Source organism: Rhizobium sp. KNZ14-9A (assembly GCF_056755015.1).
In genome coordinates this window covers 3,165,210-3,188,426 of the sequence record NZ_JBPGXB010000002.1, presented here as the reverse complement: position 1 = coordinate 3,188,426, position 23,217 = coordinate 3,165,210, and the positions used below count along the sequence as shown (strand labels likewise).

General features: G+C 58.8%; 23 protein-coding genes and 1 pseudogene. 23 read left to right on the top strand and 1 reads right to left on the bottom strand.

The genetic code is table 11. The features are described from left to right. Positions 1–45: 45 nt before the first annotated feature. From ACR9ZQ_RS22590 to folD, 23 genes and pseudogenes are all read left to right on the top strand, one after another. Positions 46–999: a flagellin N-terminal helical domain-containing protein gene (locus ACR9ZQ_RS22590; protein ID WP_310380045.1), complete on the top strand. Its 954-nt coding sequence runs from the start codon at positions 46–48 to the stop codon at positions 997–999. Between the two features lie 195 nt (positions 1,000–1,194). Next, a pseudogene (locus tag ACR9ZQ_RS22585) lies at positions 1,195–1,832 on the top strand (hypothetical protein). Next, positions 1,829–3,109 carry a MotB family protein gene (locus ACR9ZQ_RS22580; RefSeq protein WP_310378825.1) on the top strand — a complete coding sequence of 427 codons (1,281 nt, stop codon included), beginning with the start codon at positions 1,829–1,831 and terminating at the stop codon, positions 3,107–3,109. The pseudogene ACR9ZQ_RS22585 and the gene ACR9ZQ_RS22580 overlap by 4 nt, the downstream one beginning before the upstream one ends. A gap of 4 nt (positions 3,110–3,113) precedes the next feature. Beyond that, positions 3,114–4,412 carry a chemotaxis protein MotC gene (gene motC / locus ACR9ZQ_RS22575; RefSeq protein WP_310378823.1) on the top strand — a complete coding sequence of 433 codons (1,299 nt, stop codon included), beginning with the start codon at positions 3,114–3,116 and terminating at the stop codon, positions 4,410–4,412. A 4-nt stretch (positions 4,413–4,416) separates the two neighbouring features. Then, positions 4,417–5,868: a flagellar hook-length control protein FliK gene (fliK, locus tag ACR9ZQ_RS22570; protein WP_310380042.1), complete on the top strand. Its 1,452-nt coding sequence runs from the start codon at positions 4,417–4,419 to the stop codon at positions 5,866–5,868. Next, on the top strand, positions 5,789–6,373 hold the full coding sequence (locus ACR9ZQ_RS22565; protein ID WP_405049677.1) for a lytic transglycosylase domain-containing protein: 585 nt from the start codon (positions 5,789–5,791) through the stop codon (positions 6,371–6,373). Before fliK ends, ACR9ZQ_RS22565 begins: the two co-directional genes overlap by 80 nt. A gap of 280 nt (positions 6,374–6,653) precedes the next feature. Continuing rightward, complete coding sequence (rem, locus tag ACR9ZQ_RS22560) at positions 6,654–7,325, top strand: transcriptional activator Rem (protein ID WP_029868524.1); 672 nt, start codon at positions 6,654–6,656, stop codon at positions 7,323–7,325. A 127-nt stretch (positions 7,326–7,452) separates the two neighbouring features. Beyond that, positions 7,453–8,754 (top strand): flagellar hook protein FlgE, encoded by a 1,302-nt coding sequence (locus tag ACR9ZQ_RS22555; protein ID WP_029868525.1) that lies wholly within the window; start codon positions 7,453–7,455, stop codon positions 8,752–8,754. Positions 8,755–8,773: 19 nt separating this feature from the next. Then, positions 8,774–10,228 (top strand): flagellar hook-associated protein FlgK, encoded by a 1,455-nt coding sequence (flgK, locus tag ACR9ZQ_RS22550; RefSeq protein WP_029868526.1) that lies wholly within the window; start codon positions 8,774–8,776, stop codon positions 10,226–10,228. Positions 10,229–10,231: 3 nt separating this feature from the next. Next, a complete protein-coding gene (locus ACR9ZQ_RS22545) occupies positions 10,232–11,284 on the top strand; it encodes a flagellar hook-associated family protein (RefSeq protein ID WP_029868527.1) in 1,053 nt (350 codons plus the stop codon). Positions 11,285–11,320: 36 nt separating this feature from the next. Beyond that, positions 11,321–11,668, top strand: a complete 348-nt coding sequence (flaF, locus tag ACR9ZQ_RS22540; protein WP_029868528.1) for a flagellar biosynthesis regulator FlaF — start codon at positions 11,321–11,323, stop codon at positions 11,666–11,668. Beyond that, complete coding sequence (gene flbT, locus ACR9ZQ_RS22535) at positions 11,665–12,114, top strand: flagellar biosynthesis repressor FlbT (protein ID WP_029868529.1); 450 nt, start codon at positions 11,665–11,667, stop codon at positions 12,112–12,114. The genes flaF and flbT overlap by 4 nt, the downstream gene beginning before the upstream one ends. After that, positions 12,105–12,563, top strand: coding sequence for a flagellar hook assembly protein FlgD (gene flgD / locus ACR9ZQ_RS22530; protein WP_029868530.1), 459 nt, complete (start codon positions 12,105–12,107; stop codon positions 12,561–12,563). The genes flbT and flgD overlap by 10 nt, the downstream gene beginning before the upstream one ends. Before the next feature lie 112 nt (positions 12,564–12,675). Next, positions 12,676–12,942 carry a flagellar biosynthesis protein FliQ gene (gene fliQ, locus ACR9ZQ_RS22525; protein ID WP_007825014.1) on the top strand — a complete coding sequence of 89 codons (267 nt, stop codon included), beginning with the start codon at positions 12,676–12,678 and terminating at the stop codon, positions 12,940–12,942. Positions 12,943–13,033: 91 nt separating this feature from the next. After that, positions 13,034–15,121 (top strand): flagellar biosynthesis protein FlhA, encoded by a 2,088-nt coding sequence (gene flhA / locus ACR9ZQ_RS22520; RefSeq protein ID WP_310378815.1) that lies wholly within the window; start codon positions 13,034–13,036, stop codon positions 15,119–15,121. Beyond that, positions 15,118–15,870 carry a flagellar biosynthetic protein FliR gene (gene fliR / locus ACR9ZQ_RS22515; RefSeq protein WP_310378812.1) on the top strand — a complete coding sequence of 251 codons (753 nt, stop codon included), beginning with the start codon at positions 15,118–15,120 and terminating at the stop codon, positions 15,868–15,870. The genes flhA and fliR overlap by 4 nt, the downstream gene beginning before the upstream one ends. 6 nt (positions 15,871–15,876) lie before the next feature. Further along, positions 15,877–16,287, top strand: coding sequence for a hypothetical protein (locus ACR9ZQ_RS22510; protein WP_481428839.1), 411 nt, complete (start codon positions 15,877–15,879; stop codon positions 16,285–16,287). A 34-nt stretch (positions 16,288–16,321) separates the two neighbouring features. Next, entirely contained in the window at positions 16,322–16,888 is a 567-nt protein-coding gene (locus tag ACR9ZQ_RS22505; RefSeq protein ID WP_007825009.1) for a rod-binding protein, read from the top strand. Positions 16,889–16,899: 11 nt separating this feature from the next. Then, entirely contained in the window at positions 16,900–17,265 is a 366-nt protein-coding gene (locus tag ACR9ZQ_RS22500) for a hypothetical protein (protein ID WP_113300728.1), read from the top strand. Further along, entirely contained in the window at positions 17,265–17,807 is a 543-nt protein-coding gene (locus ACR9ZQ_RS22495; protein ID WP_310378804.1) for a hypothetical protein, read from the top strand. Before ACR9ZQ_RS22500 ends, ACR9ZQ_RS22495 begins: the two co-directional genes overlap by 1 nt. Before the next feature lie 291 nt (positions 17,808–18,098). Then, positions 18,099–18,947 (top strand): WecB/TagA/CpsF family glycosyltransferase, encoded by an 849-nt coding sequence (locus ACR9ZQ_RS22490; protein WP_310378802.1) that lies wholly within the window; start codon positions 18,099–18,101, stop codon positions 18,945–18,947. 121 nt (positions 18,948–19,068) lie between these two features. Next, on the top strand, positions 19,069–20,847 hold the full coding sequence (locus tag ACR9ZQ_RS22485) for a GumC domain-containing protein (protein ID WP_481428838.1): 1,779 nt from the start codon (positions 19,069–19,071) through the stop codon (positions 20,845–20,847). A 120-nt stretch (positions 20,848–20,967) separates the two neighbouring features. Then, positions 20,968–21,867 (top strand): bifunctional methylenetetrahydrofolate dehydrogenase/methenyltetrahydrofolate cyclohydrolase FolD, encoded by a 900-nt coding sequence (gene folD / locus ACR9ZQ_RS22480; RefSeq protein WP_481428837.1) that lies wholly within the window; start codon positions 20,968–20,970, stop codon positions 21,865–21,867. 67 nt (positions 21,868–21,934) lie between these two features. On the opposite strand, the gene ACR9ZQ_RS22475 is transcribed toward folD, so the two are convergent. Continuing rightward, complete coding sequence (locus tag ACR9ZQ_RS22475; protein ID WP_439014108.1) at positions 21,935–22,960, bottom strand: LacI family DNA-binding transcriptional regulator; 1,026 nt, start codon at positions 22,958–22,960, stop codon at positions 21,935–21,937. Positions 22,961–23,217: the final 257 nt, after the last annotated feature.

Below are 23,217 nucleotides of genomic sequence, written 5' to 3'. Positions count from 1 at the left end.
CCGGCAAGAACCGGCCTGCCCCTTCACCTTTCCGAGACCATGTCGATGACCGTCAAGATTACCAACGCGGCCGCGGTGAGTGCGCTTGCAGTGCTGCGCAGCATCACTAAAGAATCAACCGACGTACAGCAGCAGATTTCTACGGCGAAGCGGGTTGCGACTGCGGCCGACGATGCGACCTATTGGTCGATCGCGAGCGTCATGCGCGGCGACAGTACCAATCTGGGCACCATTGGCGATGCCCTTGGCCTCGGCGCCGCAAAGGTTGATTCGACCTATACGGCGATGAACTCCGCCATCGATCTCCTCGGCGATCTCAGAGCCAAGCTGGTTGCCGCGCGCGAGCCCGGCGCCGACAAGGACAAGATCAATGCGGAAATCACCGAATACAAGAACCAGCTCCAGACGATGGTCGAAGGAACGTCCTTCGCCGGCGAGAACTGGCTTTTGAACGGCGAGCCTGCGGCGCCCCCGCAGTGGAAGATCATTGGCAGCTTCGTGCGCGCCCCGACAGGCGAGTATCAGGCGCAGACCATCGACTTTCCGTCGTCCCAGACCATCCTGATAGACAGGAACAATGCCAATGGCGGCCTGTTCACCAAGGCGGTCAACGGCAATGCTGACGGCACGCCGGTCCGCAATTACTATCTCCTGAACGTGAACTCCGCGACGCCGGCGACCGGTACGGAAATCTCCATCAGCAAGTCGACCACCGACTCGCAGCTCACCGATATGCTGACGGCCACGGACGCCATGCTCAAGCAGCTTACGAATTCGGCAGCAGGGATTGGCATAATGAAGGCCCGCATCGACGATCAGATCGACTATACCGCAGACCTGTCCGACGCTGTTGACAAGAGCGTCGGCGCCCTCGTCGACACCGATATGGACGAGGCCTCGACCCGCCAGAAGGCCATCGAAACCCAGAAGCAGATGGCCGTTGAAGCGATCTCCATTCTCAATACGTCCGCCAGCAAGATTCTCATCCTGCTCGAATAATGATCGGCACAAGGGCGGCACCATTCATCCTCGCGCAAGTTTGGGTTTCTAGTTTCCGGCATGAAGGCAGCGTCCGAATCCATGCTGGCGACAGGCCCTGAGCCTCTCCCGCTCCGGAACGGCATGCCGGCAAGGACGATGGTCATTTTCAAGCGGAGGCATGCCGCGTGCCTCCCGAATACTGGACGGTTTTTTATGAGCATTATGCTTTCCCGGTATTTGAAGGATTTCGGTGAGCCGAGTCCCTCGGCACCGATCATCGATGTGGATGATTTCGCCGCCGAAACCGCCTCCGCATTTGCGGATCTGCCGCAGGAGCCCGAAATCGACGTCGATGCGGAGCGGCGCGAGGCCTATTCCGAAGGCGTCGCGGCAGCAACCGTGGAACTGAGCGAAAAATACGAAGGCGAAGCCCAGGCCGCGGCCGAAGCGCATGTGCGTGAACTTGAGGAGCTGAAACTTCGCTACGAGATCGAAGCGGCCGCCGTGATCGCTTCGCGTATCCGCGACATGGCCGAAGAGATTGCCACGCTCGTCAGCGAAGTGACCGCGGCAGCCATCACGCCGATCATGACCGAAGCGCTCGCAAAAAAGCGACCGAAAATCTTGCCGTCCTGCTGCGGGAGGCGATCCTCGACGGCGCGGCGGCGCCGATCGTCGTGCGCGGTCCGGCCAAGCTTTTCGATATCCTCAGGGACGAACTTGGAGAGCATGCCGCATTGGTCCGCCATCATGAGGCTGATGACGTCGACCTTGCTGCCGAGATTGGTGAAACCGTGCTCGTTACCCGTATTTCCGCCTGGGCGGCTAGCTTGAAGAAAGTTTCCGAATGAGCGACGGCGAAAACCATCACCACGGCAAGAACGAGATCATCATCGTCAAGAAACATGGCGGTGGGGATCACGACGGCGCTCATGGCGGTGCGTGGAAAATTGCCTATGCCGACTTCATGACAGCAATGATGGCCTTCTTCCTCGTCATGTGGCTCGTCAACGCCGCCAACGAGGAAACCAAGGCTTCGATCGCGACCTATTTCAACCCGATCAAGCTTTCCGATGAAAAGCCGACGGAGAAGGGCTTGAAGAAGCCCGTCGACCAGGCCGAGGGTGAGCAGAACCAGGAAAAATCGAAGAATAAGGAAGAGAATCCGAACCAGGGCAAATCTGCCGCTGACGGTGAGGACCAGACCTCGACCTCCGGTGACAAGACCAATTATTCGGAAGCCGATTTCTTCGAGAACCCCTATTCGGTTCTCGCCGAGATTGCCCAGGAAGTTGGCCAGCAAGCAAATGTCAGCGCCAAGGGTGATGGCGGTGCGGCGGATTCAGGCCCGGCGACTGGCGCCGATGGCGGCGAAGCCTACCGCGACCCCTTCGATCCGGATTTCTGGACCAAGCAGGTCGAAGTTACCACCGCCGGCAAGCCGCAGCAGCCTTCGCCGCTCGATTCGCAGGCCGAACCGAATGAACTCGCCAAGGCCGAAAATACCCAGCCCTCCACTCTGCTGAGCAAGGACGCCAACAGCGCTGCCGTCGCCGCTTCGACAGAGAAACAGGCAGACAAGAAGGCGGATAAGACCAAAGACAAGCAGGCGGACAAGACCAAGGATGCCGACAAAAAGGAAGAGGCCAAGCAGGCCGAAGAGAAGCAGCAGGCCGAGGAACTACAGCAGGAGATTATCCAGCAGATCGCGGGCGTGGCCGGCAAGCTCGCCGAGGGCCTGACGGTGACGGCGTCCGAGGGCGGGCTGCTGGTGAGCATCTCCGATCAGAACGACGACTCCATGTTCAATATCGGCTCTGCCTTGCCGCGCCAAGAAATGGTCCTGGCGATGCAGAAGATCGGCGAGATATTGAAGGAGAGGGGCGGAGCCGTTGCCATTCGCGGTCACACGGACGGGCGGCAGTTCAAGGGCGGTCTCAACGAGAACTGGCGTCTGTCGATGGACCGTGCCCAGAGCGCTTATTACATGCTCGTTCGCGGTGGCCTCGATGAGAAGCGTATTTCCCAGGTTTCCGGCTTCGCCGACCGTCGCCTGAAGCTGCCCGAGGACCCCTACAACGCGTCAAACCGCCGGATCGAGATTCTCGTGCAGGCAGATCAAGGATAGTCGTATGACGCGCAGGCAGCATCGCTATTTCAGATATGCGGTCTTCGGCCTGGCGATGATGTCGCCCGCCGTCGGTCATGCCGCGGATGCGGACGATCTCGCGCCGTATAAGATGCTGCGCTCCCTGCAGTTCGTTCAGGACTCGGTTGTAGCAGGCGATCATTCCGCCGGTGAAATGCAGCGCTTTATGCTTGGCAAGATTGATCAGCGCCTGCGCAACGTCGATCCGTCCGTCTACGATGACGATCGCAATGTCGATGCCGCGCTGATCTATGTGATGAGCGGCGGCAATCCTCAGACGCTGGAATATCTCGTCGCCCATGACGTCAACGGATACTTCGATAATCGCGTCACCGACGTGTTGCGGAAATATCTGAGCGGCAAGGGTCTGCTCGTTTCCAAGACGCTGGAAGAGACCGCCAAGGAATATGAGGGCAAGAAGATCGGCCCATATCTGGCGCTGATCGGCGGGAATGTGCTGATCGCCACGAAGCCAGTGGATGCCCTTACGCTGTATGACAGGGCGCGGCTCAATGCACCCGGCACGATCGTGGAGGAGGCGGCACTACGCCGCTCGGTAGCCATCTGCGTCGAAACCGGGCAGGTCGACAAGGGGGTCGCCTATTCGCAACGCTATATCCGCCGCTTCCTCCATTCGCCCTATGCCAGCCAGTTCGCCGATCTCTTCGTGAAGTTGATCGTCAGCCACGATCACGATGTCCAGCCGCAGACGGTCGTCGATATCCTGTCCTTCATGGATGCGCCGCGCCAGCGCGAGGTCTATCTGCGCGTCGCGCGCGCCGCTGCGATTGCCGGAAAGCCCCAGCTCGCCCGTATGGCTGCCCAGCGCGTTCAGTCGCTGGGCGAGGGGACGGACAATCCTTTTGGACCGCTCGCCGATTTCTATAACGGCATGGCGAACGTCCCCACCGACGATATTGACCAGGCTGCCAAATATATCGCCAATATCTCCGGCGCATCGCTCTCGCCACAGGACCAGGCGCTGCAAGCTGCCGCACGATCCGTCGCCGAGCAGATATTGCGGGCTCCGGATCCGGCAAGCCTGACACAAGGCTCGACCCCTAATAATACTAATCAAGAAATCACTTCTGAACAGGCTGCAGCCGCCACGGCTGCGCAACCGGAAGGAGCGCCAACTGCTGCTCCGGAACCTGTTGTCGAAGGCGCGGCTTCTGCTGGCACGAGAAGCCAGGATGTCGACCCTTCATTCACCTCTTTCGTGACGACCAATCGATCCAAGCTCGACGAAATCGACGGTCTCCTGGCCCAAGAAGGCAAGTAAGATGATGATGGATATCAGCGTCTCGGGCGGAGCGCCCGGCACGGATGCGTCTGCGTCCGTAAGATCCGGTCGGGGAGCCGGCAAAGGCGAGGCTGCGGATCAGAACGGTGGCTTCTCGGACGCCCTCTCCAAGGCTGGCAACAACGATCAGGATGCCGATGCCGTCGATACATCCGACCAGCAGGCTGCCAACGACAGCGCGGAGGCCGTAGCGCGCAACCTGCGCGGCCGCAATCCGAAGCCGCTGATCGATCTGAATGACGCCTCGCTCAAGGGACAGGTGGACGCGCAGTCCGAAACCATCGCAAATGCCGGCAAGATGCCTGTGAAGTCCGAAAAGGACCAGGGCAAGAACACGGCTGTCTTTGGACTGGGCAAGCCGGGCGCCAAGGATCAGGCAGCCGAGACCGCTGCCCAGGCAGTGGGCAAGCCTGCCAAGCAGACCAAGACCAGCACCCTCAATGGCGACATCACTGTCGATGCAGACGCGGACACGGAAGCAGGCGACGGCGATATCACCGATGTTCTCGGCCTGCTGAACAAGGAGCCCGGTGATGCCGCGGCTGTCCTGCAGGCTTCCGCTCATCATGCCGTCGCGAAGGCGGACGACACTACGGCCGGCAAGAAAGACGCCAAGGCCGAAGGCGTAAACGGTACCAAGGCTGATGCGCATGTGTCGGATGCATTGGCAGCCGTTGCCCCGCATGGCAGCGACGCGCATGTGCCGGGAACGGAGAATGCTGAAGGCGTCGAAGGCAAGACGTTCAGGATCAGCCGCGCCGATGGCCGTGGGCAGACGATGGACATGCAGATCGGCGCCGAACAGCCGGGCTCCGAAAAGTCGGCAAAGTCGAGCGTCGAAAATGTCTCCGTTCTGGAATCACGCCGCTATCTCGGTCTGGTTCAGAACCCGAATTCCGCAAACGTGACAGCGGCGCTTTCGGGTAACAAGGAATGGGCGCAGGCCATGCAGCCGAGCTCCGCCTTGTCGAACGCCGCCGAATGGACAAGCACCGGCAAGGTGGTAAACACCCTCAAGATCCAGATGAGCCCGATCGATCTTGGCCTCGTCACGGCTACGATGCGTCTGTCGGGCGATACGCTGAACGTCGATCTCAAGGTCGAGACCGGCGCGGCCTATCGCCAGCTCAAGGAAGATCACGGCAAGATCCTCGAGGCGCTGCGCAGCCAGGGCTATGCGGTCGATAATGTGACCATCAGCATGGCCCCAGTGGAGCGAACTGATGCCGGTAACCAGGCAAACAGCCAGGGACAGACTTCACAGCAGCAGCAACAGTCGCTCGCCCAGCAAGGCCAGGGCGGCGAGGCGCGCGAGCGCCAGAACCAGACAGCGCGGCAGACGGATGGAGGCTTCAATGGTGCGGGCGGGAACGGTGTTGAGAACACTTCTGCTGCCGACGCTGGTGGCAGCCGCTCTGGCAGCGTTTACCTCTAGCGCATCCGCTTCGACCGGGGCCTGTGAGCGTGAGATTCAGTCTGCTGCGGCCAAATATGGGATCCCTGAGGGAATTCTCTATTCGGTCGGGCTAACGGAGACTGGGCGCAAGGGATCGCTCTATCCCTATGCGATGAACGTCGAGGGGAAGGCTCTGTTTCCAGCCTCCGAGCAGGCCGCGTTGCTGCAATTCGACACCGCCAGCAGGGGCGGCGCGAAGCTCATCGATATCGGATGTATGCAGATCAATCACTATTTCCACGGCGAGAACTTCAGCTCCGTGGAGGAAATGTTCGACCCTCACCGCAACGTGGAATATGCCGCGAAGTTCCTGCGCAACCTGCACGATCGTCACGAAACATGGACCATGGCGGTAGCGAGATACCACGCAGGACCGAACAATAATCCGGCGCAGAAGCAGTATGTCTGCCGCGTCATCGCAAATCTGGTCGCCACCGGCTACGGCAAGTGGACTCCCAATGCGAGTAATTTCTGCGGAAATTAATTCAATTAATAATTGAATTCATCAATTATGACCGAACTGTGTCAAAGTGTGGCAAGAATCCGGCGCGATTCCTGCTTGCAAGACGTAATTAAGCAGGCGTTAACTTTTCCACGAAATTTTTGTGTGCATAATGTTATTGACCCACTATATGTAGATCAAATCGGTACCCAATTCTTAATCAATTATTAATTTCCGCCATTAACTTTCACGAGTAGCCGCTGATTCGCGCGATTCGTATCCATAGATCATCGATGTGCCACACTGATTCGGAGGCGGACGAATGATCGTAGTGGTTGATGAGCGTGAGCTCGTGAAGGATGGTTACACTTCTTTGTTTGGTCGGGAGGGAATTCCCTCAACCGGCTTTGATCCCAATGAATTCGGCGAATGGGTGCAGACGGCGGCTGATTCTGATATCGCTGCGGTCGAGGCATTCCTGATCGGCCAGGGGCAGCGCGCCATGGAGTTGCCGCGTGCGATCAGAGATCGCTCGATGGCGCCCGTGATCGCGGTCAGCGACCAGCCATCGCTCGAAAACACACTTGCCCTTTTTGATTGCGGCGTGGACGACGTTGTACGCAAACCGGTGCATCCGCGTGAGATTCTCGCGCGTGCCGCCGCAATCCGCCGTCGCCTGAAGGCGATCGCCAACCACACCGACATCGGTGCCATCCGTGTCTTCTCCGATGGGCGCGATCCGGAAATTCACGGCGAAACCTTCGCTTTGCCGCGCCGCGAGCGCCGCATTCTCGAATACTTGATTGCCAATCGCGGCCGTCGCGTCACCAAGACCCAGATCTTCAATGCGATCTACGGCATTTTCGACGAGGAAGTCGAAGAAAACGTCGTCGAAAGCCACATCTCCAAGCTGCGCAAGAAGTTGCGTAAGAAGCTCGGTGTCGACCCGGTCGATTCCAAGCGCTTCCTTGGCTATTGCATTGATTGGAATTAATTTTTCGGCGCGGGCCATGCCGCGCGGGAAGGCCGAAATATTTCGATCGGCGATTGGGCATTACAGACAGCTTCACGCAAGGCCCGCCAAATACTGTTGCAATTAGCAGGTAAAACGAGGTTTTCAGATGAGCATTTTCGGCAGCATGAAGACGGCAGTATCGGGGATGAACGCGCAGGCAAACCGCCTCAGCACGGTCTCGGATAACATCGCGAACGTGAACACCAGCGGCTACAAGGCAGTTTCGACCGCGTTCTCGTCGCTGGTCCTGCCATCGGGCTCCGGTAACTACAACTCGGGCGGTGTGACGACGACGGTTCGTCAGGCCGTTTCCGACCAGGGCGATATTTCCTACACGACCTCCGGTTACGACCTTGCCATTTCCGGTGACGGCTTCTTCATCGTCCAAGGCGCCGACGGTGTTCCCGTCCTGACCCGCGCCGGTGACTTCACGAAGGACGACAGCGGCAACCTCGTCAACTCGGCCGGCTTCACGCTCATGGGCTATCCATGGGGCTCTTCGGCTCCAGCGGTCGTCGTCAACGGCTTTGATGGCCTCGTTCCGATCAACGTTCTCGGCGATCAGAAGTTGGCGGCGGTTCCGACCGCGAACGGTACATGGACCGGCAACCTGAAGCCCGGCGCAAAGATTGAGGCGACTGCGGCCAACCTGCCAAGCGCAAACGCCGCTACGGCGACTTCCGACACGCAGAAGTACTCGATGGTCACCTACGACAAGCTCGGCAGTAAGGTGATGTACGACATCTACTACACGAAGGTTCCCAATCCCGCATCGCCGCCGGCCGCAGCCGGCACGACCCAGTGGGAAATGGCAGTCTTTCGCAATGCCGATAAGGCGACGACGGGCACGAGCTCGTTCCCCTATTCCTCGGCGGCCGTGAATGTCACCTCGATCCAGTTCAATGACAAAGGCCAGATGACGGTCCCCGCGGCCCCATCGACGACGAACATCGTCGATCCGAAGACGGGCCTCACCATCAGCATGAAGCTCGATCTCTCTCAGGTCGGCGACAACTTCTCGGGCACTGGTAACGTCGACGGTCAGGGCGCGAATTCGCCGGTCGATATCACGATCGATGCTGACGGTATCGTCTACTCCAAGTATGATGATGGCAGCACCAAGCCGGTTTTCCAGATTCCGCTCGCCAACGTACCGAGCCCGGACCTGCTGACGCTGATGTCGGGCAACGTCTACTCGGCCAACGGCAAGTCGGGCGTGACCGTCACCGGTTTCCCGCAGACCAGCGGCTTGGGCAAGATCCAGTCGGGCGCCCTCGAAGGCTCGAACGTCGATCTCGCCGGCGAACTGACCGAGATGATCGAATCTCAGCGCAGCTACACCGCCAACTCCAAGGTGTTTCAGACGGGTTCCGATCTCATGGACGTTCTCGTCAACCTCAAGCGTTAATAAGGGTAACGGGTAGGCCATGTCGCTCACTTCAGCACTTAACACCGCGCAGAGCATATTCAACAATACGGGCGCGCAGAGCAGCGTCGTATCGAACAATATCTCGAACGCCGGCAACAAGGACTATGTGCGCCGGCAGGCGATGCTCACCACCTCGCTGAACGGCGCCCAGGTGGTCAAGATCAGCCGCGCACAGGAAGATGCGCTGCTGAAACAGTATCTCAAGGCGTCCTCACAGGACAGCGCCCAGCAAACTCTGCTGAGCGGCCTCGAAGATCTGAAGTCGATCATGGGTGGCAACGATAACGAAACGTCGCCTGAAGTTGCCCTGCGCACCTTCCGCGACAAGCTCGGCACCTTCCGCGCCACCCCGGGCGACCTTATTGCCGCCCAGGGTGCGATTACGGCGGCGCAGGACGTCGTGACCTCGCTGAACAATGCCTCCAAGGCGGTGCAGCAGCAGCGTGCCGATGCAGACAAGCAGATCAAGAATCAGGTCGACTCGCTGAACAGCCTGCTGAAGCAGTTCGAAACTGCCAACAATGCAGTCAAGAAGGCGACATCATCCAACGAGGATCCTTCGAGCGCTCTCGATGAGCGGGAAAAGGTCCTCAAGCAGATTAACCAGATCGTTGGCGTGTCGACAGCGACACGCGCTAACAACGACATGGTGCTCTATACAGCTGACGGCACGACGCTGTTCGAGACGATCCCGCGCACGGTCAGCTTCGAGCCGACACAGTCCTATGCGGCAAGCACCACCGGCAATAAGGTCTATGTCGACGGTGTGGCCGTCAATATGGGCTCGGGCTCGACGACAAGTGCGCAGGGCAGCCTGGCTTCGCTTCTGCAGATCCGCGACGATATCGCACCGACTTTCCAGAACCAGCTCGACGAAGTCGCTCGCGGCCTTGTGAACCTTTACCAGGAGGATGGCAATCCTGGCCTCTTCGTCTGGACAAACCCGACGACTGGCACTGCAGGCGGGGTTCCGCCGGCTGGTACCATCATCAAAGGCATCGCCGGAACGATCGCGATCAACGACCGCGTCGTCACCTCCAAGGGCGGTGATCCGATGCGGTTGCGTGATGGAAACATCAATGCGTCCAGCACGGCTGCGAACCCGACGGGTTCGAGCGGTTATACCGCGGAACTCGACCGTCTTTATACGTCGATGGATTCGGGGATTGCATTCGATGCAAAGACCGGTCTCGACTCGAATGTCAGCATCCTGACCTTCGCCACCAATTCTATCGGCTGGCTCGAGCAGAACCGCAGCAACGCGACGACGGCGGCGGAAAATACCCAGGCTGCCGCAGCACGAACCGATGAAGCTTATTCCAATGAAACGGGCGTCAATCTCGACGAGGAACTGACGCTCCTTCTCGACATAGAACAGTCCTACAAGGCGGCGACCAAGATTTTGAACGCCGTTGACGAAATGTTGAAAGCATTGCTGGATATTGCGAGTTAAGCCATGAAGAGCTCATTTATTTCAAGTTCGGCCATCCAAAACGCCATGCGATTGACGATCCGTCAGGCGCAGAACCAGATGACGAAGGCGACGATGGAAGCGACCACCGGCACCTACGCCGATATTGGTGTGTCGCTTGGTGGTTACGCAGCCAAGAGCATCGATTTTACGCGCGAAGTCGACCGCATCAAATCGATCAAGCTGAGCAATGCTCTCGTCGACGCCCGTATGGAATCGGCTCAAACCGGGCTCGATAAAATGAAGAAGGCGGGCGACAGCTTCCTCTCCAAGCTGACTGCACTTCAGAGCAGCCACGATCCGGGCAGCATCACGGTCGCAATCCAGTCGGCCACGAGCGCGCTTTCTACGATGATGGATACGTCGAACTCGATGGTGAACGGCGAATATCTTTTTGCCGGCATCAACACCGACATCCAGCCGCTGACGGATAAAACCACTGCGACTTCGGCGGCGATCGTTACAGCTCTGAATGCCTATGCGGCAAGCCTGCCGACACCGAAGCCGGTTAACCAACTTACCGGCGACGAGATGAAGACCTTCATCGAGACCAAGGTCGAGCCGATGTTCAGCGAAGCGGCCTGGACGGACCCGACTACTGGCTGGTCGAAGGCATCCAGCCAGAATATGACGAGTCGTATCAGCAATTCGGAAGTTGTTGAATCCTCGACCAACGCCAATTCCGAAGGCATGCGTTACTTCGCTCTGGCGACGGTGGTGACCTCTGCGCTGATGGGGCAGAGCCTCAGCACGGACGCGATGAGCGCGGTTTCTTCAAAGGCAATCACCTACACGACCCGAGCCACCTCGGGGATCGTCACTCAGGGTAGTCAGCTCGGTCTGTCACAGGAGCGTGTCGAGAAGGCGAATGACGCCCTCGATGCCCAGGCAAATATCATGCAGACCAAGCTCGTCGATATCCAGGGCGTCGATCCCTATGAGGCCTCGACGCTTGTCAAGACTTTGGAAACCCAGCTCGAAACCGCCTACACGATCGTATCGAAGATCCAGCAGTTGAGTCTCGTGAACTACCTTTGATGAGCAAAGGCGCGCAATATAAAGAAGGATGCATGAATGTATCAGTTCTCTTATGCCGAGGTCATGCAAGACTCGGTTGCCGACGCGAAAGAGCGGGAATGGCAGGTTCTCGAACGTTCGATCGAACTGCTTTCGGTGGCGCGCGACAAAGAGAAGTACAGCCGGGAGTCTATTGAAGCTCTCTTCTATACACGAAGGGTGTGGATCAGCTTCATTGAGGATTTGAAGCATCCAGACAACCAGTTGGAAGTCGAGCTCAGGGCGAACCTCATCTCGATTGCGATCTGGATATTGAAAGAATGCGACAGAATTAGAAAACGTCAGTCGAATAACTACCAGGGCATCATCGACGTTACCACCATCATCAGGGATGGACTTAAATGAAAAGTACACTTCGCATTTCTCTGAAAGCCGGAGAAAGAATCTTCATCAACGGCGCTGTCCTGCGTGTCGACCGTAAAGTCGCACTGGAATTCCTGAATGATGTGACGTTCCTTCTCGAAAACCATGTGCTTCAGCCGGAAGGCGCGACCACGCCGCTGCGCCAGCTCTACTTCATTGCCCAGATGATCCTCATCAATCCCGAGGGCAAGGAACATTCGACGGCGATGTTCCGCAAGTCGGTCACGATGCTGCTCACATGCTTCAAGAACGAGGAAATCCTCGCTGAGCTGAAGCGTATCGATGCACTCGTTTCGACTGGCCGCGCCTTCGACGCGCTGAAGGCGATCCGCGGTCTCTACGCGATCGAAGACGGCATCCTCAACAATCACGAGCTGCCCCCGACAATGGTCGAGCAGATTCGCAGGGAGATCGCACCATGGCGGTAGACGGAACTCAGGGCGTAGGTGGAGGCAGCAGCACGTATGGCTCGTCCAATGCCGCCCAGCAGAAGGCCACGCTTAACTACGACAACTTCCTTCAGTTGCTTGTCGCGCAGATGAAGAACCAGGATCCGACCGATCCGATGGATGCGAGCGAGCAGATGTCGCAGCTTGCGAGCTTCTCGCAGGTCGAGCAGACGATCCAGACGAACACGAAGCTCGACACGCTGCTGACCAGCTCCAGCCTGACCCAGGCGAGCAGCTATATCGGCAAATACATGACGAGCGCCGACGGCAAGACCGTAGGCCAGGTCGCATCCGTCAAGGTTTATTCGGACGGCCTTGTTGCAACGCTGGACAATGGCGGTAAAATTCTCATCCAGGCTGGCATATCCGTTTCTGATTCGGCGCCGACCAACGGTTCGGGCGACGATAGCGGTTCGGATAATACCTGAGTGCCGACGAAACGGGTGGGGTCTGGCGCACGTTCGTTTGGATGATGCCCAAAATACCAGTCCGGTTAAGGCCGGGCTGGCTGCTTTCAAGGCGATATGAGGTTGCCTGACGATGAATGAAGCTGATGCACTCGACCTGTTCCAGGCTGCGATCTGGACCGTTCTCGTTGCGGCGGGGCCTGCGGTCATTGCGGCAATGGTTGTCGGTCTCGTGATTGCGCTGATCCAGGCGCTCACACAGGTGCAGGAAGCGACACTCACCTTCGTCCCGAAGATCGTCGCCGTTCTGGTGACGGTCGGTATTTCTGCCCCTTTCGTGGGCTCTCAGATTTCCATTTTTACCAATCTGGTCTTCTCGCGAATCCAGTCCGGCTTCTGAGCCAACTTCGCGCAAGCTTCGCCATTTAACTGTCGATCCGAACTGGGCGGATTCTGAGGTCCGCCTCCTCTCATGAAGAGACGGAATCGCTATGGCGCAACCACCTTCACTACCCCTTCCGAAAGTCGCTCCGAGCCTGCGTGATGTCGGCTTTGCCATGGGCATCATCGGCATCATCTGCATCCTCTTCCTGCCGATCCCGCCGTTCCTGATCGACATGGGACTGGCCTTCTCGATCGCATTCTCGGTGCTGATCCTCATGGTCGCGCTGTGGATCCAGAAACCTCTCGATTTCTCGTCCTTCCCGACCATTCTTCTGATCGCGACGATGACGCGACTGGCGCTGAACATTGCGACGACGCGTGTCATCCTTTCGCACGGCAACGAGGGGCACGATGCTGCGGGCGGCGTCATCGCCGGCTTCGCAAGTCTGGTCATGTCCGGTGACTTTGTCATCGGTCTGATCGTCTTCCTGATCCTCATCACCATCAACTTCATCGTCATCACCAAAGGTGCGACGCGTATCGCGGAAGTCGGCGCACGTTTCACCCTGGATGCCATCCCCGGCAAACAGATGTCGATCGATGCCGACCTTTCGGCTGGCATCATCGACGAGAAGGAAGCCCAGCGCCGCCGCAAGGAACTGGAAGAAGAAAGCTCCTTCTTCGGTGCCATGGACGGTGCGTCGAAATTCGTTCGCGGTGACGCGGTCGCGGGTCTTCTCATTACCGCCATTAACGTCTTCGGCGGCATCATCATCGGTTATTTCCGCCATGGCATGCCGATCGGCGAAGCGGCCGACGTCTTCGTCAAGCTGTCGGTTGGTGACGGCCTCGTCTCGCAGATGCCGGCCCTCATCGTCTCGCTCGCCGCCGGCCTTCTCGTTTCGCGCGGCGGCACCACCGGCTCCACCGATCAGGCGGTCGTCAATCAGCTGAGCGGCTATCCCCGCGCGCTCTCCGTCTCGGCCGTGCTGATGTTCGTCCTGGCCCTGATGCCGGGCCTGCCATTTGTCCCCTTCGTGATCCTCGGCGGTCTTCTCGCCTTCGGCGCCTGGTTCATTCCGCGTCAGGTCGAAGCGGAGAACAAGCTTCGCCGCGATGCAGAGGAAAAGAAAGTCGTCCAGAGCAAGGAGCTCGAAAAGGACTCGGTGAAGTCGGTTCTCCGCACGTCCGAAATCGAGCTTGCTCTCGGCAAGATGGTTTCGACCCGCCTGCTGGGCGCCCATCAGGAGCTCGCCTTCCGCGTCGGCAAGATGCGCAAGAAGTTTGCGACCCAGTACGGTTTCGTCGTACCGGAAATCAAGGTGACGGACGATATCGGCATCCCCGAAAAGTCGTACCAGATCCGCATCCACGGCACGACCGTTGCTTCGAACCTTCTGCGTGTCGGCGAAGTTCTCGTCGTCACCGGCGCTGGCCGGAAGCCGAGCATTCCGGGTGATGAAATCCGCGAACCCGCATTCGGCATGCCGGCGGTTTCGATCCTCGAAAACTTCGCCGAGGATTTGAAGCGCGAAGGCTTCCAGCCGATCGACAACGTCTCGGTCGTGCTGACGCATATGAGCGAGGTTATCAGAAACAACCTGCCGCAGCTTCTCTCCTACAAGGACGTGAAGATCCTGATCGATCGTCTCGACCCCGAATATAAGAAGCTCGCAGACGAGATCTGCTCGTCGCACATGTCCTATTCTGGCCTGCAGGCGGTGCTGAAGCTGCTTCTTGCCGAGCGCGTCTCGATCCGCAACCTGCACCTCATTCTGGAAGCGGTTGCCGAACTTGCCCCGCATGTCAGAAAGACGGAGCAGATCGTCGAGCACGTCCGCATCCGCATGGCCCAGCAGCTCTGCGGCGACTTGGCGGACAATGGCGTGCTGCGCGTGCTGCGGCTCGGCAGCAAGTGGGATCTCGCCTTCCATCAAGCTCTCAAGCGCGATGCAAAGGGCGAAGTCGTCGAATTCGACATCGACCCGCGCACTCTGGAAGAGTTCAGCGAGCAGGCCACGAAGGTTATCCGTGAATTCATGGATAGAGGCCTGCCATTCGCCCTTGTCACGTCGCCGGAAACGCGCTCCTATGTCCGCATGATCATCGAGCGACTCTTCGCAACGCTTCCCGTCCTCTCGCATGTGGAACTGGCCAAGGGCATCGAAATCAAGATTTTGGGCTCGATTTCATGATTTCAGACCCGCAAGGGACAGTTCTGGCGCTGTTTCTGGTTTTCTGCCGGATCGGTGGCTGTGTGCTGACCCTTCCGGGTTTTTCTTCCGCCCGTGTTCCGGAGCAATTGCGCGTCTTCATCGCCGCCGGACTTTCGCTTGCAGTGCTGCCGGTGCTCTGGGATACGGTCTATCCGTCCGTTCACACCAGTTCCGGCACCTATATCGGCCTGATTTTCAGCGAATCGCTGATCGGTGTCATGTACGGCATGCTCGCCCGGCTCTATACGCTCGGCCTGCAATTCGCCGCCTCGATCGTCTCCATGATGGTTGGCTACACGCAGCCGAGCACGAGCGATGTCGTCGAAGACTCGGCCGAAATCAGCCTGACGGCCTTCATTACGATGGCCGGCCTGATGGTTCTCTTCATCATGGACTTCCATCACATCGTCTTCCGCGCGCTGATCGATTCCTACACGACCATGCCCTTCGGCGGGTTGATGCAGATGCGTTCCACGCTCATCACCTTCACTGATACGCTGGAGCAGACCACCTACATCATGCTGCGGCTGGCGAGCCCCTATCTGATTTACGGGCTGATCTTCAACATCTCGATCGGCTTCATCAACAAGCTCGCGCCGCAGATTCCGGTCTACTTCATCTCCACGCCTTATCTGTTGATGGGCGGCCTCTTCCTGCTCTATTTCTCGATCGCGGCAATGATCAGCCAATTCGGCCAATCCTTCGCCGCACTATATGTGGGAAGGTGAGGGGCGATGATCGAGAAGAAGCGTTCCGACAAGCTCAAGCGCCTGGTTGCGGTGCAACGGCATCTTGAAAAGATGGCGGAATACGATCTCGCAGAAACCGGCCGCCAGCGCGCCGAAGTCAATGCGGCCATGGATGTCGCCATTCTTGCGCTCGGTTCGCTGGACCCCATCCATCGTGCTTTTTCGCAGAGTTACGCCGACCAATTCGGCAGGCTGAGCATCAAGGACCAGCAGTTGACCGGCATGCAGCAGGTGCACGAAATGCGCCTGACGCGCGAGCGTGCCAAAGGTGACCGGCTTGAAGAAAACATGCTCGATGCCCTCCAGGCAGAGCGTCGCGAGGCAGATGACAACGCTGTCTACGACGTAATCGATCAGCAATTCGCAACGCCAGCCTCCAGCAAGCTTCAAAAATAATAATCGCCACGATCTTACATTAGAGGATTGTAACGTGGCTATTTCACCCCCCAGCGATCTGGTGATGGACGTCGTCAAGGCGGCCGACCCCATGGAAGTTCAGGCTGCCCAGGAAAAGCTGAAGGCCAACCGCGCCGCCTTTGCTGCGACAAGCCTGGCCGACAGCGGTAACGGCTTTTCTTCCGCAGTCGACATTCTCGACCACGTCAAGCAGAAGAGCGGCCTGAACAACATTCAGAACCGTACAAAGACCGAGGAAGTGCCGGAAACCTACCGGAAGTTCGAGGCCATGGTTCTGCAGAACTTCGTGAAGTCCATGCTGCCGAGCGATGCCGAGAATGTCTTCGGCAAGGGCGCAACGGGCGACATCTGGAAGGGCATGATGGCCGAGCAGCTTGGCAACGTCATGGCCAAGGGCGACGGCATCGGCATCGCCAAGCAGATGTATGCCGAGCAGCTCCATCGCCAGGAAGGCAAGATCGTCAATGCCTCCACGGATGAAGACGATCGCAAGACAGCGATGAGCATGATCGACGAATTTCAGCGCAAGACCTTCGGCACTCCGACTGCCGACAATAAGTCCGCAACAAGCGACGCATAATCGAGGATAAAATGGAAATAGTTTCGAACGAATACAGGATCAAATCCGTTCTCGGACGCCTCGAAATGATAATCGACAATGAGAACACCCGGATCGGCAGCGATCCGCAGTTCGATCTCAAGGTCTCCAACGCGCATAAGAGCCGGTGCCTGTACGAGCTCTCGATGCTTTTCCGCGACACCGATCCGGCCGAACTTGCCGCTTCGCATCTGGACCAGCTTCACGGTCTGAAGAAGAAGCTTACGCTGAACGCCCGTCGCGTCGAAGCGCATCTGGAGGCGGTTCGCGCCGTTGCCGATCTTCTGAAGAATGCCGTGCAGGATGCCGATGCTGACGGCACCTATTCCCAGGAACAGTTTGTCGCGCGGGATGCCTGATGATCAAGCTCGTCCTCACAGGCGTCTGGGTCTGCGCCGTCACCTTGGCATCGGTCTATTTCTCGGTGAACATGGCGACTGCGCCGGCGCCGGTTGAATCGAATAACAAGCAAAGCGCGCTCGAACTTGTGAAGGGCGAGACGATCACTGTGCCCGTCATCGCCAACGGTGCGGTCAACGGTTATTTCCTCGGTCGCATCTCCTTCATGATGCACAAGGATATGATCGCAGGCCTCAACCTGCCGATCACGGAGATGACGACCGACGAGCTCTTCAGCCTGCTCGTCGGTAACAAGATGATCGATGTTTCCAACATCAAGGCCTTCGACCCCGGAGCTTTCCGCGAAGAGATCAAGAAGGGCATGAACGAGCGCCTCGGCGGCGAATATGTGGCCGAAGTCATGCTGGAACAGCTCGACTACCTTTCGAAGGAAGACGTGAAGGACACTTCCGGCGGCAAGCCGCAGAAGGTCGGCGCGCCGGTCAAGATCATCGAGACCGCGCCTGCATCCGAAACGCCGGCTCCATCCGCCGGTCACTGATCACCATCGACCGACCAGTTAAAAAACGGCGCCGAAAGGCGCCGTTTCTGCGTTCTTGCCTTGGTTAATAAACTACTTATGCGCGTAGGAAAATCCAAGGCTTTTTCCTAAGGGTTGTTTGAAACCGAGTTGGTATAAACGCGGCACAAGCTTGGGAGGATGGCCGCCACGGGGTTGGTGGAGATCGCTTCAGGCAGGACGCTGCTGGTCCTCACAAGACCTCCGCTGCGGAAACGTAGGCTTATTTTCCGGGATGTCGGGCGCATGACGCACCCTCGGCAGGAGGTTGGAATGAATCTGATTGCAAACTTCGCGGTGCTTGCATCGCGGCGGACGATTTTCGATCTGCCGGTCTGCGATCTCGGCTGGGACGACGCGCTGGTTTTCATCAACGAACTGGCTTCCATTCCCGTCGGGCAGACCGTGGTTTGCTTCGTCAACGCCCACAACATGCTGACGGCCCTGCGCGACGATGAGTACTATCAGATCATGTCGCACAACCTCGTTCTGCCTGACGGTATCGGTCTCAATATCGCATCCCAGGTCACGCATGGTTCGCCGTTTCCCGCCAATCTGAACGGCACCGATTTCGTGCCCGCCTTCCTGACTTTCATGGAAACGCCGCGTCGTATCGGCCTTATCGGTGGCGCGCGCGCGGTTGTTGAGAAGGCGGCCGAGAACTTTTCGAGGCACGCGCCCTGGCACGAGTTCTTCGTGATCTCCGACGGCTTTTTCGACAAGGCCAATCCCGAATCCGTTATCGCCGAGGTGGAGCGCCAGAAGCTCGATATCCTGATCGTTGGCATGGGCACGCCACTGCAGGAAAAGTGGGTCCACCAGAATATCCGCGCCGATCACGCACGTCTCGTTCTGACGGTCGGTGCACTTTTCGATTTCGTTTCGGGCACTGTGCCACGCGCCCCGAAGACCGTGCGCGTGATGCGTCTGGAATGGGCCTACCGCCTGGTACAGGAGCCGACGCGCCTCTGGCGCCGCTATATTCTCGGTATTCCGGTCTTTCTCTTCCGGGTCTTCCAGTATCGATTCAGCCGGCGTGCGCGCATCCTCAGTCAGCCGGATGAACGGGCGCATGTTGCAGGCGAACAGAAGAGAATCGAGCAGATGAAGAAAGCCGGCTGATTACAGATTTCTGCAGGTTCCGGTTAACCATTTCTTTGCCATGTATATTTAGAGTAGCTTAATCCTCCGCGTCAGCGCGGTTGAGCGAACTCGGCCATCATGCGCATGAGATGTGACGCCAATGCACGATTCCAGGGCGAAAAACAGTTTCCATGATCGCGCAACTACCTCTTCGCGCGGCCGGCGGCAAAGTCATGCCGAAAAGAGCACCCATACGCCGGAGATCCTTCCTTCTGAAGCTGAACTGTTGCACGCTATAGGCCGGCTGCTCGACGAACAGCGTGCGAAAGCGCGGCAGACCGAACCGCTGGTGGACCGGATCGAAACGATCCTCGGTTCGCGCCTTCAGGCTGCAAACGATATCGCCTCTGCTTCCGCAGCTGAACCCTCTCGTCCTGTGCCAGAGCCGACGACGCAGTTCGTCCAGGTTCAACGCGTTGCTCCCGCTGAGAGAGCGCCCATTTCGACGGTTTCGCGCGAAATACGGCGCCCGAACTGGATCAGGAACGCTCTCATCATGGCTGCCCTCTCATTTGGCGGCGCCACCACCCCTATCCTGATGCCATCCCCACCCGCGCTTTACACCGCAGAAACGATGCTTGCCGTGGATGCGGGCGCAGGTAACCGGGCTGCCCTCGTCGGGGATACCGTCAAAAGACTGTCTTCGGTACCTGTCATCACCTCTGCCGTTGCGGCACTGAAGCTGGACCGCGATCCGGAATTTGCCGGTAATAGCGCCAATGCACTTGGTGTCGCCTTCGATCTTCTCTCCGGCAGTGGCGCGGCCGCCGATCCGGCATCGCGCGCAGAGGCCGCGCTGAAATCTGCCGTAGCGATTATTCCCGACGACCGCACTGGCACGATCCGTCTAATGGTAACGACAGGCGATGGCGACAAATCGACGCGCATCGCCATGCGACTGTCCGATGCGGTGACCGGTGGCAGCGCCGCAGGCAAAGCGGCCGAGACGGCCATGGCCTTGAAGAAGGAAAATGATCAGGCTCAAGCAGAGCTCACGGCCTTCGGTCAGAAGAACGGCGAGGGCAATGTCAAGGTCGCGACGCGGTTGCAGCGCCAGATCGCCGGGCTCGATGCCGATCTGAAGAATGCCGACGATAATATCCTGACTGCCAAGGAGCAGGCCGACAAGCTGAAGGCCGCCAAGCTCGCGGACGTGCTGGAAGGCTCGCTCGCTCCGGATATGATCTCGCCCGCCCTTCAGGATCTGCGCGACAGATACGCGATCGCCAAGACCGCGTTGGCACAGCTTTCGGCAGACCTCGGACCGCGCCATCCGCGCCTGCTCCAACAGCAGTCCGAAGTCGATGGTTTGAAAGATAATATCGGCAAGGAATTGGCGCGCCTCGCCCAGAACGCAAATGCAGCAGCCAAGGCTGCCGTCGATGCGCGCAGACAGCTCAGCGATCGCCGCAACGCGCTGATTGCCCAGAGCCGCGATACTGGCGTCGATCTCGCCAAGCTGACCGAGCTGCGGGAAAAGGCGTTTGCCGCCCGCTCGCGCCTGGAAGAGGAGGTCTCCACGACAGGCGCTATTGGTGATGGTCGGGTGACTGTTCGCAAGCCCGCTCTTGTACTGCCGGTTTCCGGCGGCAGTAATTTTGGTTTCAGCGCCTTGGTTGGCGGCCTTGCCGGTTTGGCGGTGGGCCTCGGCTTCGCTTTCGTGCCGCGTTTCTTCCGCCGGCAGCCCGAACAGGTGCGGGTCCAAGTTTCCGTCGAGGCTCCAATCGTCACCCCTGTGCCCAAACTTGCGCCGGTCCCGGCGTTGGCGCAGACACCAGAGCCGGCGCTGGTCCCGCAGGCGGCTGAGGAAGTCGATGCGCTGCGCTCGCAGATCGCCAGCCTGCGCGATCGCTTGCATGCCTATCAGGTCTCACGGTAAGCAAACGCCCGACCACAGATTGCTCTTGCATTTGCCGTTTTTAAACGGGATAGGGCGTTATCGGGAAATCATTCCCGCCGCGGGCGAATAGACTGGCGCGAAATTGGGCGGAGAAGACGCGTGACGACAGTAATCGACGGCAAGCAGGTTGCCGCTTCCGTAATCGAAACCGTGAAATCGGCAAATGCTGCGCTAGAAGCCGCCAAAGGCGTCCAGACGGGCCTTGCCGTCGTCATTGTCGGCGATGATCCGGCGAGCCACACCTATGTCAGCTCCAAGAGCCGCATGGCCAAGGAATGCGGCTTCAAATCCGTCCAGCACACACTGCCAGCCGAGACCAGGCAGGAGGAGCTTGCAGCGCTCGTTGCTTCGCTCAACGCTGATCCGTCGATCCATGGCATTCTCGTGCAGCTGCCATTGCCGAAACATCTCGACAGCGAGCCGATCATCCAGTCGATCCTGCCGCAAAAGGATGTCGATGGCTTGAGCGTCGTCAATGCCGGTAAACTTGCGACCGGCGATCTGAAGACCGGCCTCGTTTCCTGCACGCCGGCCGGCGCCATGGTTTTCGTGCGCCGCACCCATGGTGAGGATCTTTCCGGCCTCAATGCCGTCGTCATCGGCCGCTCCAACCTGTTCGGCAAGCCGATGGCGCAGCTTCTGCTGAATGCCAATGCGACGGTCACCATTGCCCATTCGCGCACGAAGAACCTCGCCGAAGTCTGCCGCAACGCCGATATTCTGGTGGCCGCCGTCGGCCGTCCGGAAATGGTCAGGGCCGACTGGGTCAAGCCCGGTGCCACCGTCATCGACGTCGGCATCAACCGCATCGCGGCACCCGAGCGCGGCGAGGGCAAGACCCGCCTCGTCGGCGATGTCGCCTTTGCGGAGGTTTCTCCGGTTGCCGCCGTCATCACCCCGGTGCCGGGTGGCGTCGGTCCGATGACGATCGCCATGCTGATGGCCAATACCGTGATTGCCGCCCATCGCTCGGCAGGGCTGACGCCGCCGATATTCTGATAAGAGCAATTCCAGCAAAAGTGTGCAGCGGTTTTGCGTCCGGAATTGCGCTAAAATAAGCGGCTGATCAGATTTGCGGGACAGGGCCTGTCGAGGCCCTGACGATCAGCTCGGTCTTCCAGAGTTCCTGATCGGGGAAGGGACCCGCCTGCTTGACGGTACCTATGAGCCGCTGTGCGATGCGCACGCCGGCGGCCCTCAGCGACGAGCGTGTAGTCGTCAGCGGCACGGAGAAATTCTCCGGCTTCAAGAGCGGCAGCACATCGTCATGGGCGATCAGCGATATTTCCTCGCCGAGTTTCAGCCCAGCTTGATTGACGGCCCGGATCGCGCCGAGTGCAAGCACCGTGCTGGAGCATAAAATAGCGGTTGGTCGATCCGGAAGCTGCAGGAAGCGCTCCATGGCGATCAGTCCTTCCTCATCCGTCATGACCGTATGGCTCGTGCAGTCCTCCGCAAGCTCCAGCCCGCGTTCGCCAAGCGCTGCAATGAGGCCGTTCCTGCGGCGAATGGCGAAGTCGAGATGCGCCGGCCCGTTCATCAGCGCAAAGCGCGTATGGCCGAGCTGCAGGAGAAGCCTCGCCGCATCGTAAAAAGCCGCCTCGTTGTCGATGTCGAGATAGGGATAGTCCGGCTCTGAACCAAAGGAGCGCCCATGCACCACGAAGGGCATGGAAAGCGATTTCAGCATGGCGAGCCGCGGGTCGTGGCCGCGCATATAGGCCACGAAGAGCGCATCCACATTGCCGCTGATCGCGAGGCGCCGCAGCGCTGCGACCTCATCATCCGGGTCCGCCGGCATGATGACGAAGTGAAAGTCGTGGCGCACCGCTTCCTCGCCGAGGCCGGTCAGGAATTCGCCGAAATGCACATCCGACTGATGGCCGGGTGCCGTCGGCATGACGAGGCCAATCGAACCGGCCTTGCCGGTCGCAAGCCGCTGGGCCGCCTTGTTCGGCCGGTATCCGGTTTCCTTGACTGCCCGGAGCACGCGTTCCCGGGTATCCTCGTTGACCTCGGGATAGCCGTTAAGCGCGCGGCTCACAGTTGTCTGCGAAAGCCCCAGCAATTCCGATAGCTGTTTGAGATTCACCTGCTATGCTTCCTCCCGGCCTGCCCTGTGGCCGTCAAATAGTGGCCGCCGCCTCCCAATGGCTTCCAAAGCGCTTTCAAATATGTAGCATCTGCTGCGCTTGACTCAAGAAAAATCGCTCCATATTCCCCATTAAGCTTGCTGCAATGCGGTATAGTGGCGGGTATTCCCGGTGTTTTCGCGAAATGGCTTGACTTCATTCTGCTGAAAGTGAATGAGTTGCGTTGTCAAAGCGCTTTGAGATTTCCTTTGAATGA

Excerpts from the sequence above, each read along its gene's own strand:
- ACR9ZQ_RS22590 (WP_310380045.1), top strand. The coding sequence starts at position 46 with ATGACCGTCAAGATTACCAACGCGGCCGCGGTGAGTGCGCTTGCAGTG.
- ACR9ZQ_RS22580 (WP_310378825.1), top strand. The coding sequence starts at position 1,829 with ATGAGCGACGGCGAAAACCATCACCACGGCAAGAACGAGATCATCATC.
- motC (WP_310378823.1), top strand. The coding sequence starts at position 3,114 with ATGACGCGCAGGCAGCATCGCTATTTCAGATATGCGGTCTTCGGCCTG.
- fliK (WP_310380042.1), top strand. The coding sequence starts at position 4,417 with ATGATGGATATCAGCGTCTCGGGCGGAGCGCCCGGCACGGATGCGTCT.
- ACR9ZQ_RS22565 (WP_405049677.1), top strand. The coding sequence starts at position 5,789 with ATGGTGCGGGCGGGAACGGTGTTGAGAACACTTCTGCTGCCGACGCTG.
- rem (WP_029868524.1), top strand. The coding sequence starts at position 6,654 with ATGATCGTAGTGGTTGATGAGCGTGAGCTCGTGAAGGATGGTTACACT.
- ACR9ZQ_RS22555 (WP_029868525.1), top strand. The coding sequence starts at position 7,453 with ATGAGCATTTTCGGCAGCATGAAGACGGCAGTATCGGGGATGAACGCG.
- flgK (WP_029868526.1), top strand. The coding sequence starts at position 8,774 with ATGTCGCTCACTTCAGCACTTAACACCGCGCAGAGCATATTCAACAAT.
- ACR9ZQ_RS22545 (WP_029868527.1), top strand. The coding sequence starts at position 10,232 with ATGAAGAGCTCATTTATTTCAAGTTCGGCCATCCAAAACGCCATGCGA.
- flaF (WP_029868528.1), top strand. The coding sequence starts at position 11,321 with ATGTATCAGTTCTCTTATGCCGAGGTCATGCAAGACTCGGTTGCCGAC.
- flbT (WP_029868529.1), top strand. The coding sequence starts at position 11,665 with ATGAAAAGTACACTTCGCATTTCTCTGAAAGCCGGAGAAAGAATCTTC.
- flgD (WP_029868530.1), top strand. The coding sequence starts at position 12,105 with ATGGCGGTAGACGGAACTCAGGGCGTAGGTGGAGGCAGCAGCACGTAT.
- fliQ (WP_007825014.1), top strand. The coding sequence starts at position 12,676 with ATGAATGAAGCTGATGCACTCGACCTGTTCCAGGCTGCGATCTGGACC.
- flhA (WP_310378815.1), top strand. The coding sequence starts at position 13,034 with ATGGCGCAACCACCTTCACTACCCCTTCCGAAAGTCGCTCCGAGCCTG.
- fliR (WP_310378812.1), top strand. The coding sequence starts at position 15,118 with ATGATTTCAGACCCGCAAGGGACAGTTCTGGCGCTGTTTCTGGTTTTC.
- ACR9ZQ_RS22510 (WP_481428839.1), top strand. The coding sequence starts at position 15,877 with ATGATCGAGAAGAAGCGTTCCGACAAGCTCAAGCGCCTGGTTGCGGTG.
- ACR9ZQ_RS22500 (WP_113300728.1), top strand. The coding sequence starts at position 16,900 with ATGGAAATAGTTTCGAACGAATACAGGATCAAATCCGTTCTCGGACGC.
- ACR9ZQ_RS22495 (WP_310378804.1), top strand. The coding sequence starts at position 17,265 with ATGATCAAGCTCGTCCTCACAGGCGTCTGGGTCTGCGCCGTCACCTTG.
- ACR9ZQ_RS22490 (WP_310378802.1), top strand. The coding sequence starts at position 18,099 with ATGAATCTGATTGCAAACTTCGCGGTGCTTGCATCGCGGCGGACGATT.
- ACR9ZQ_RS22485 (WP_481428838.1), top strand. The coding sequence starts at position 19,069 with ATGCACGATTCCAGGGCGAAAAACAGTTTCCATGATCGCGCAACTACC.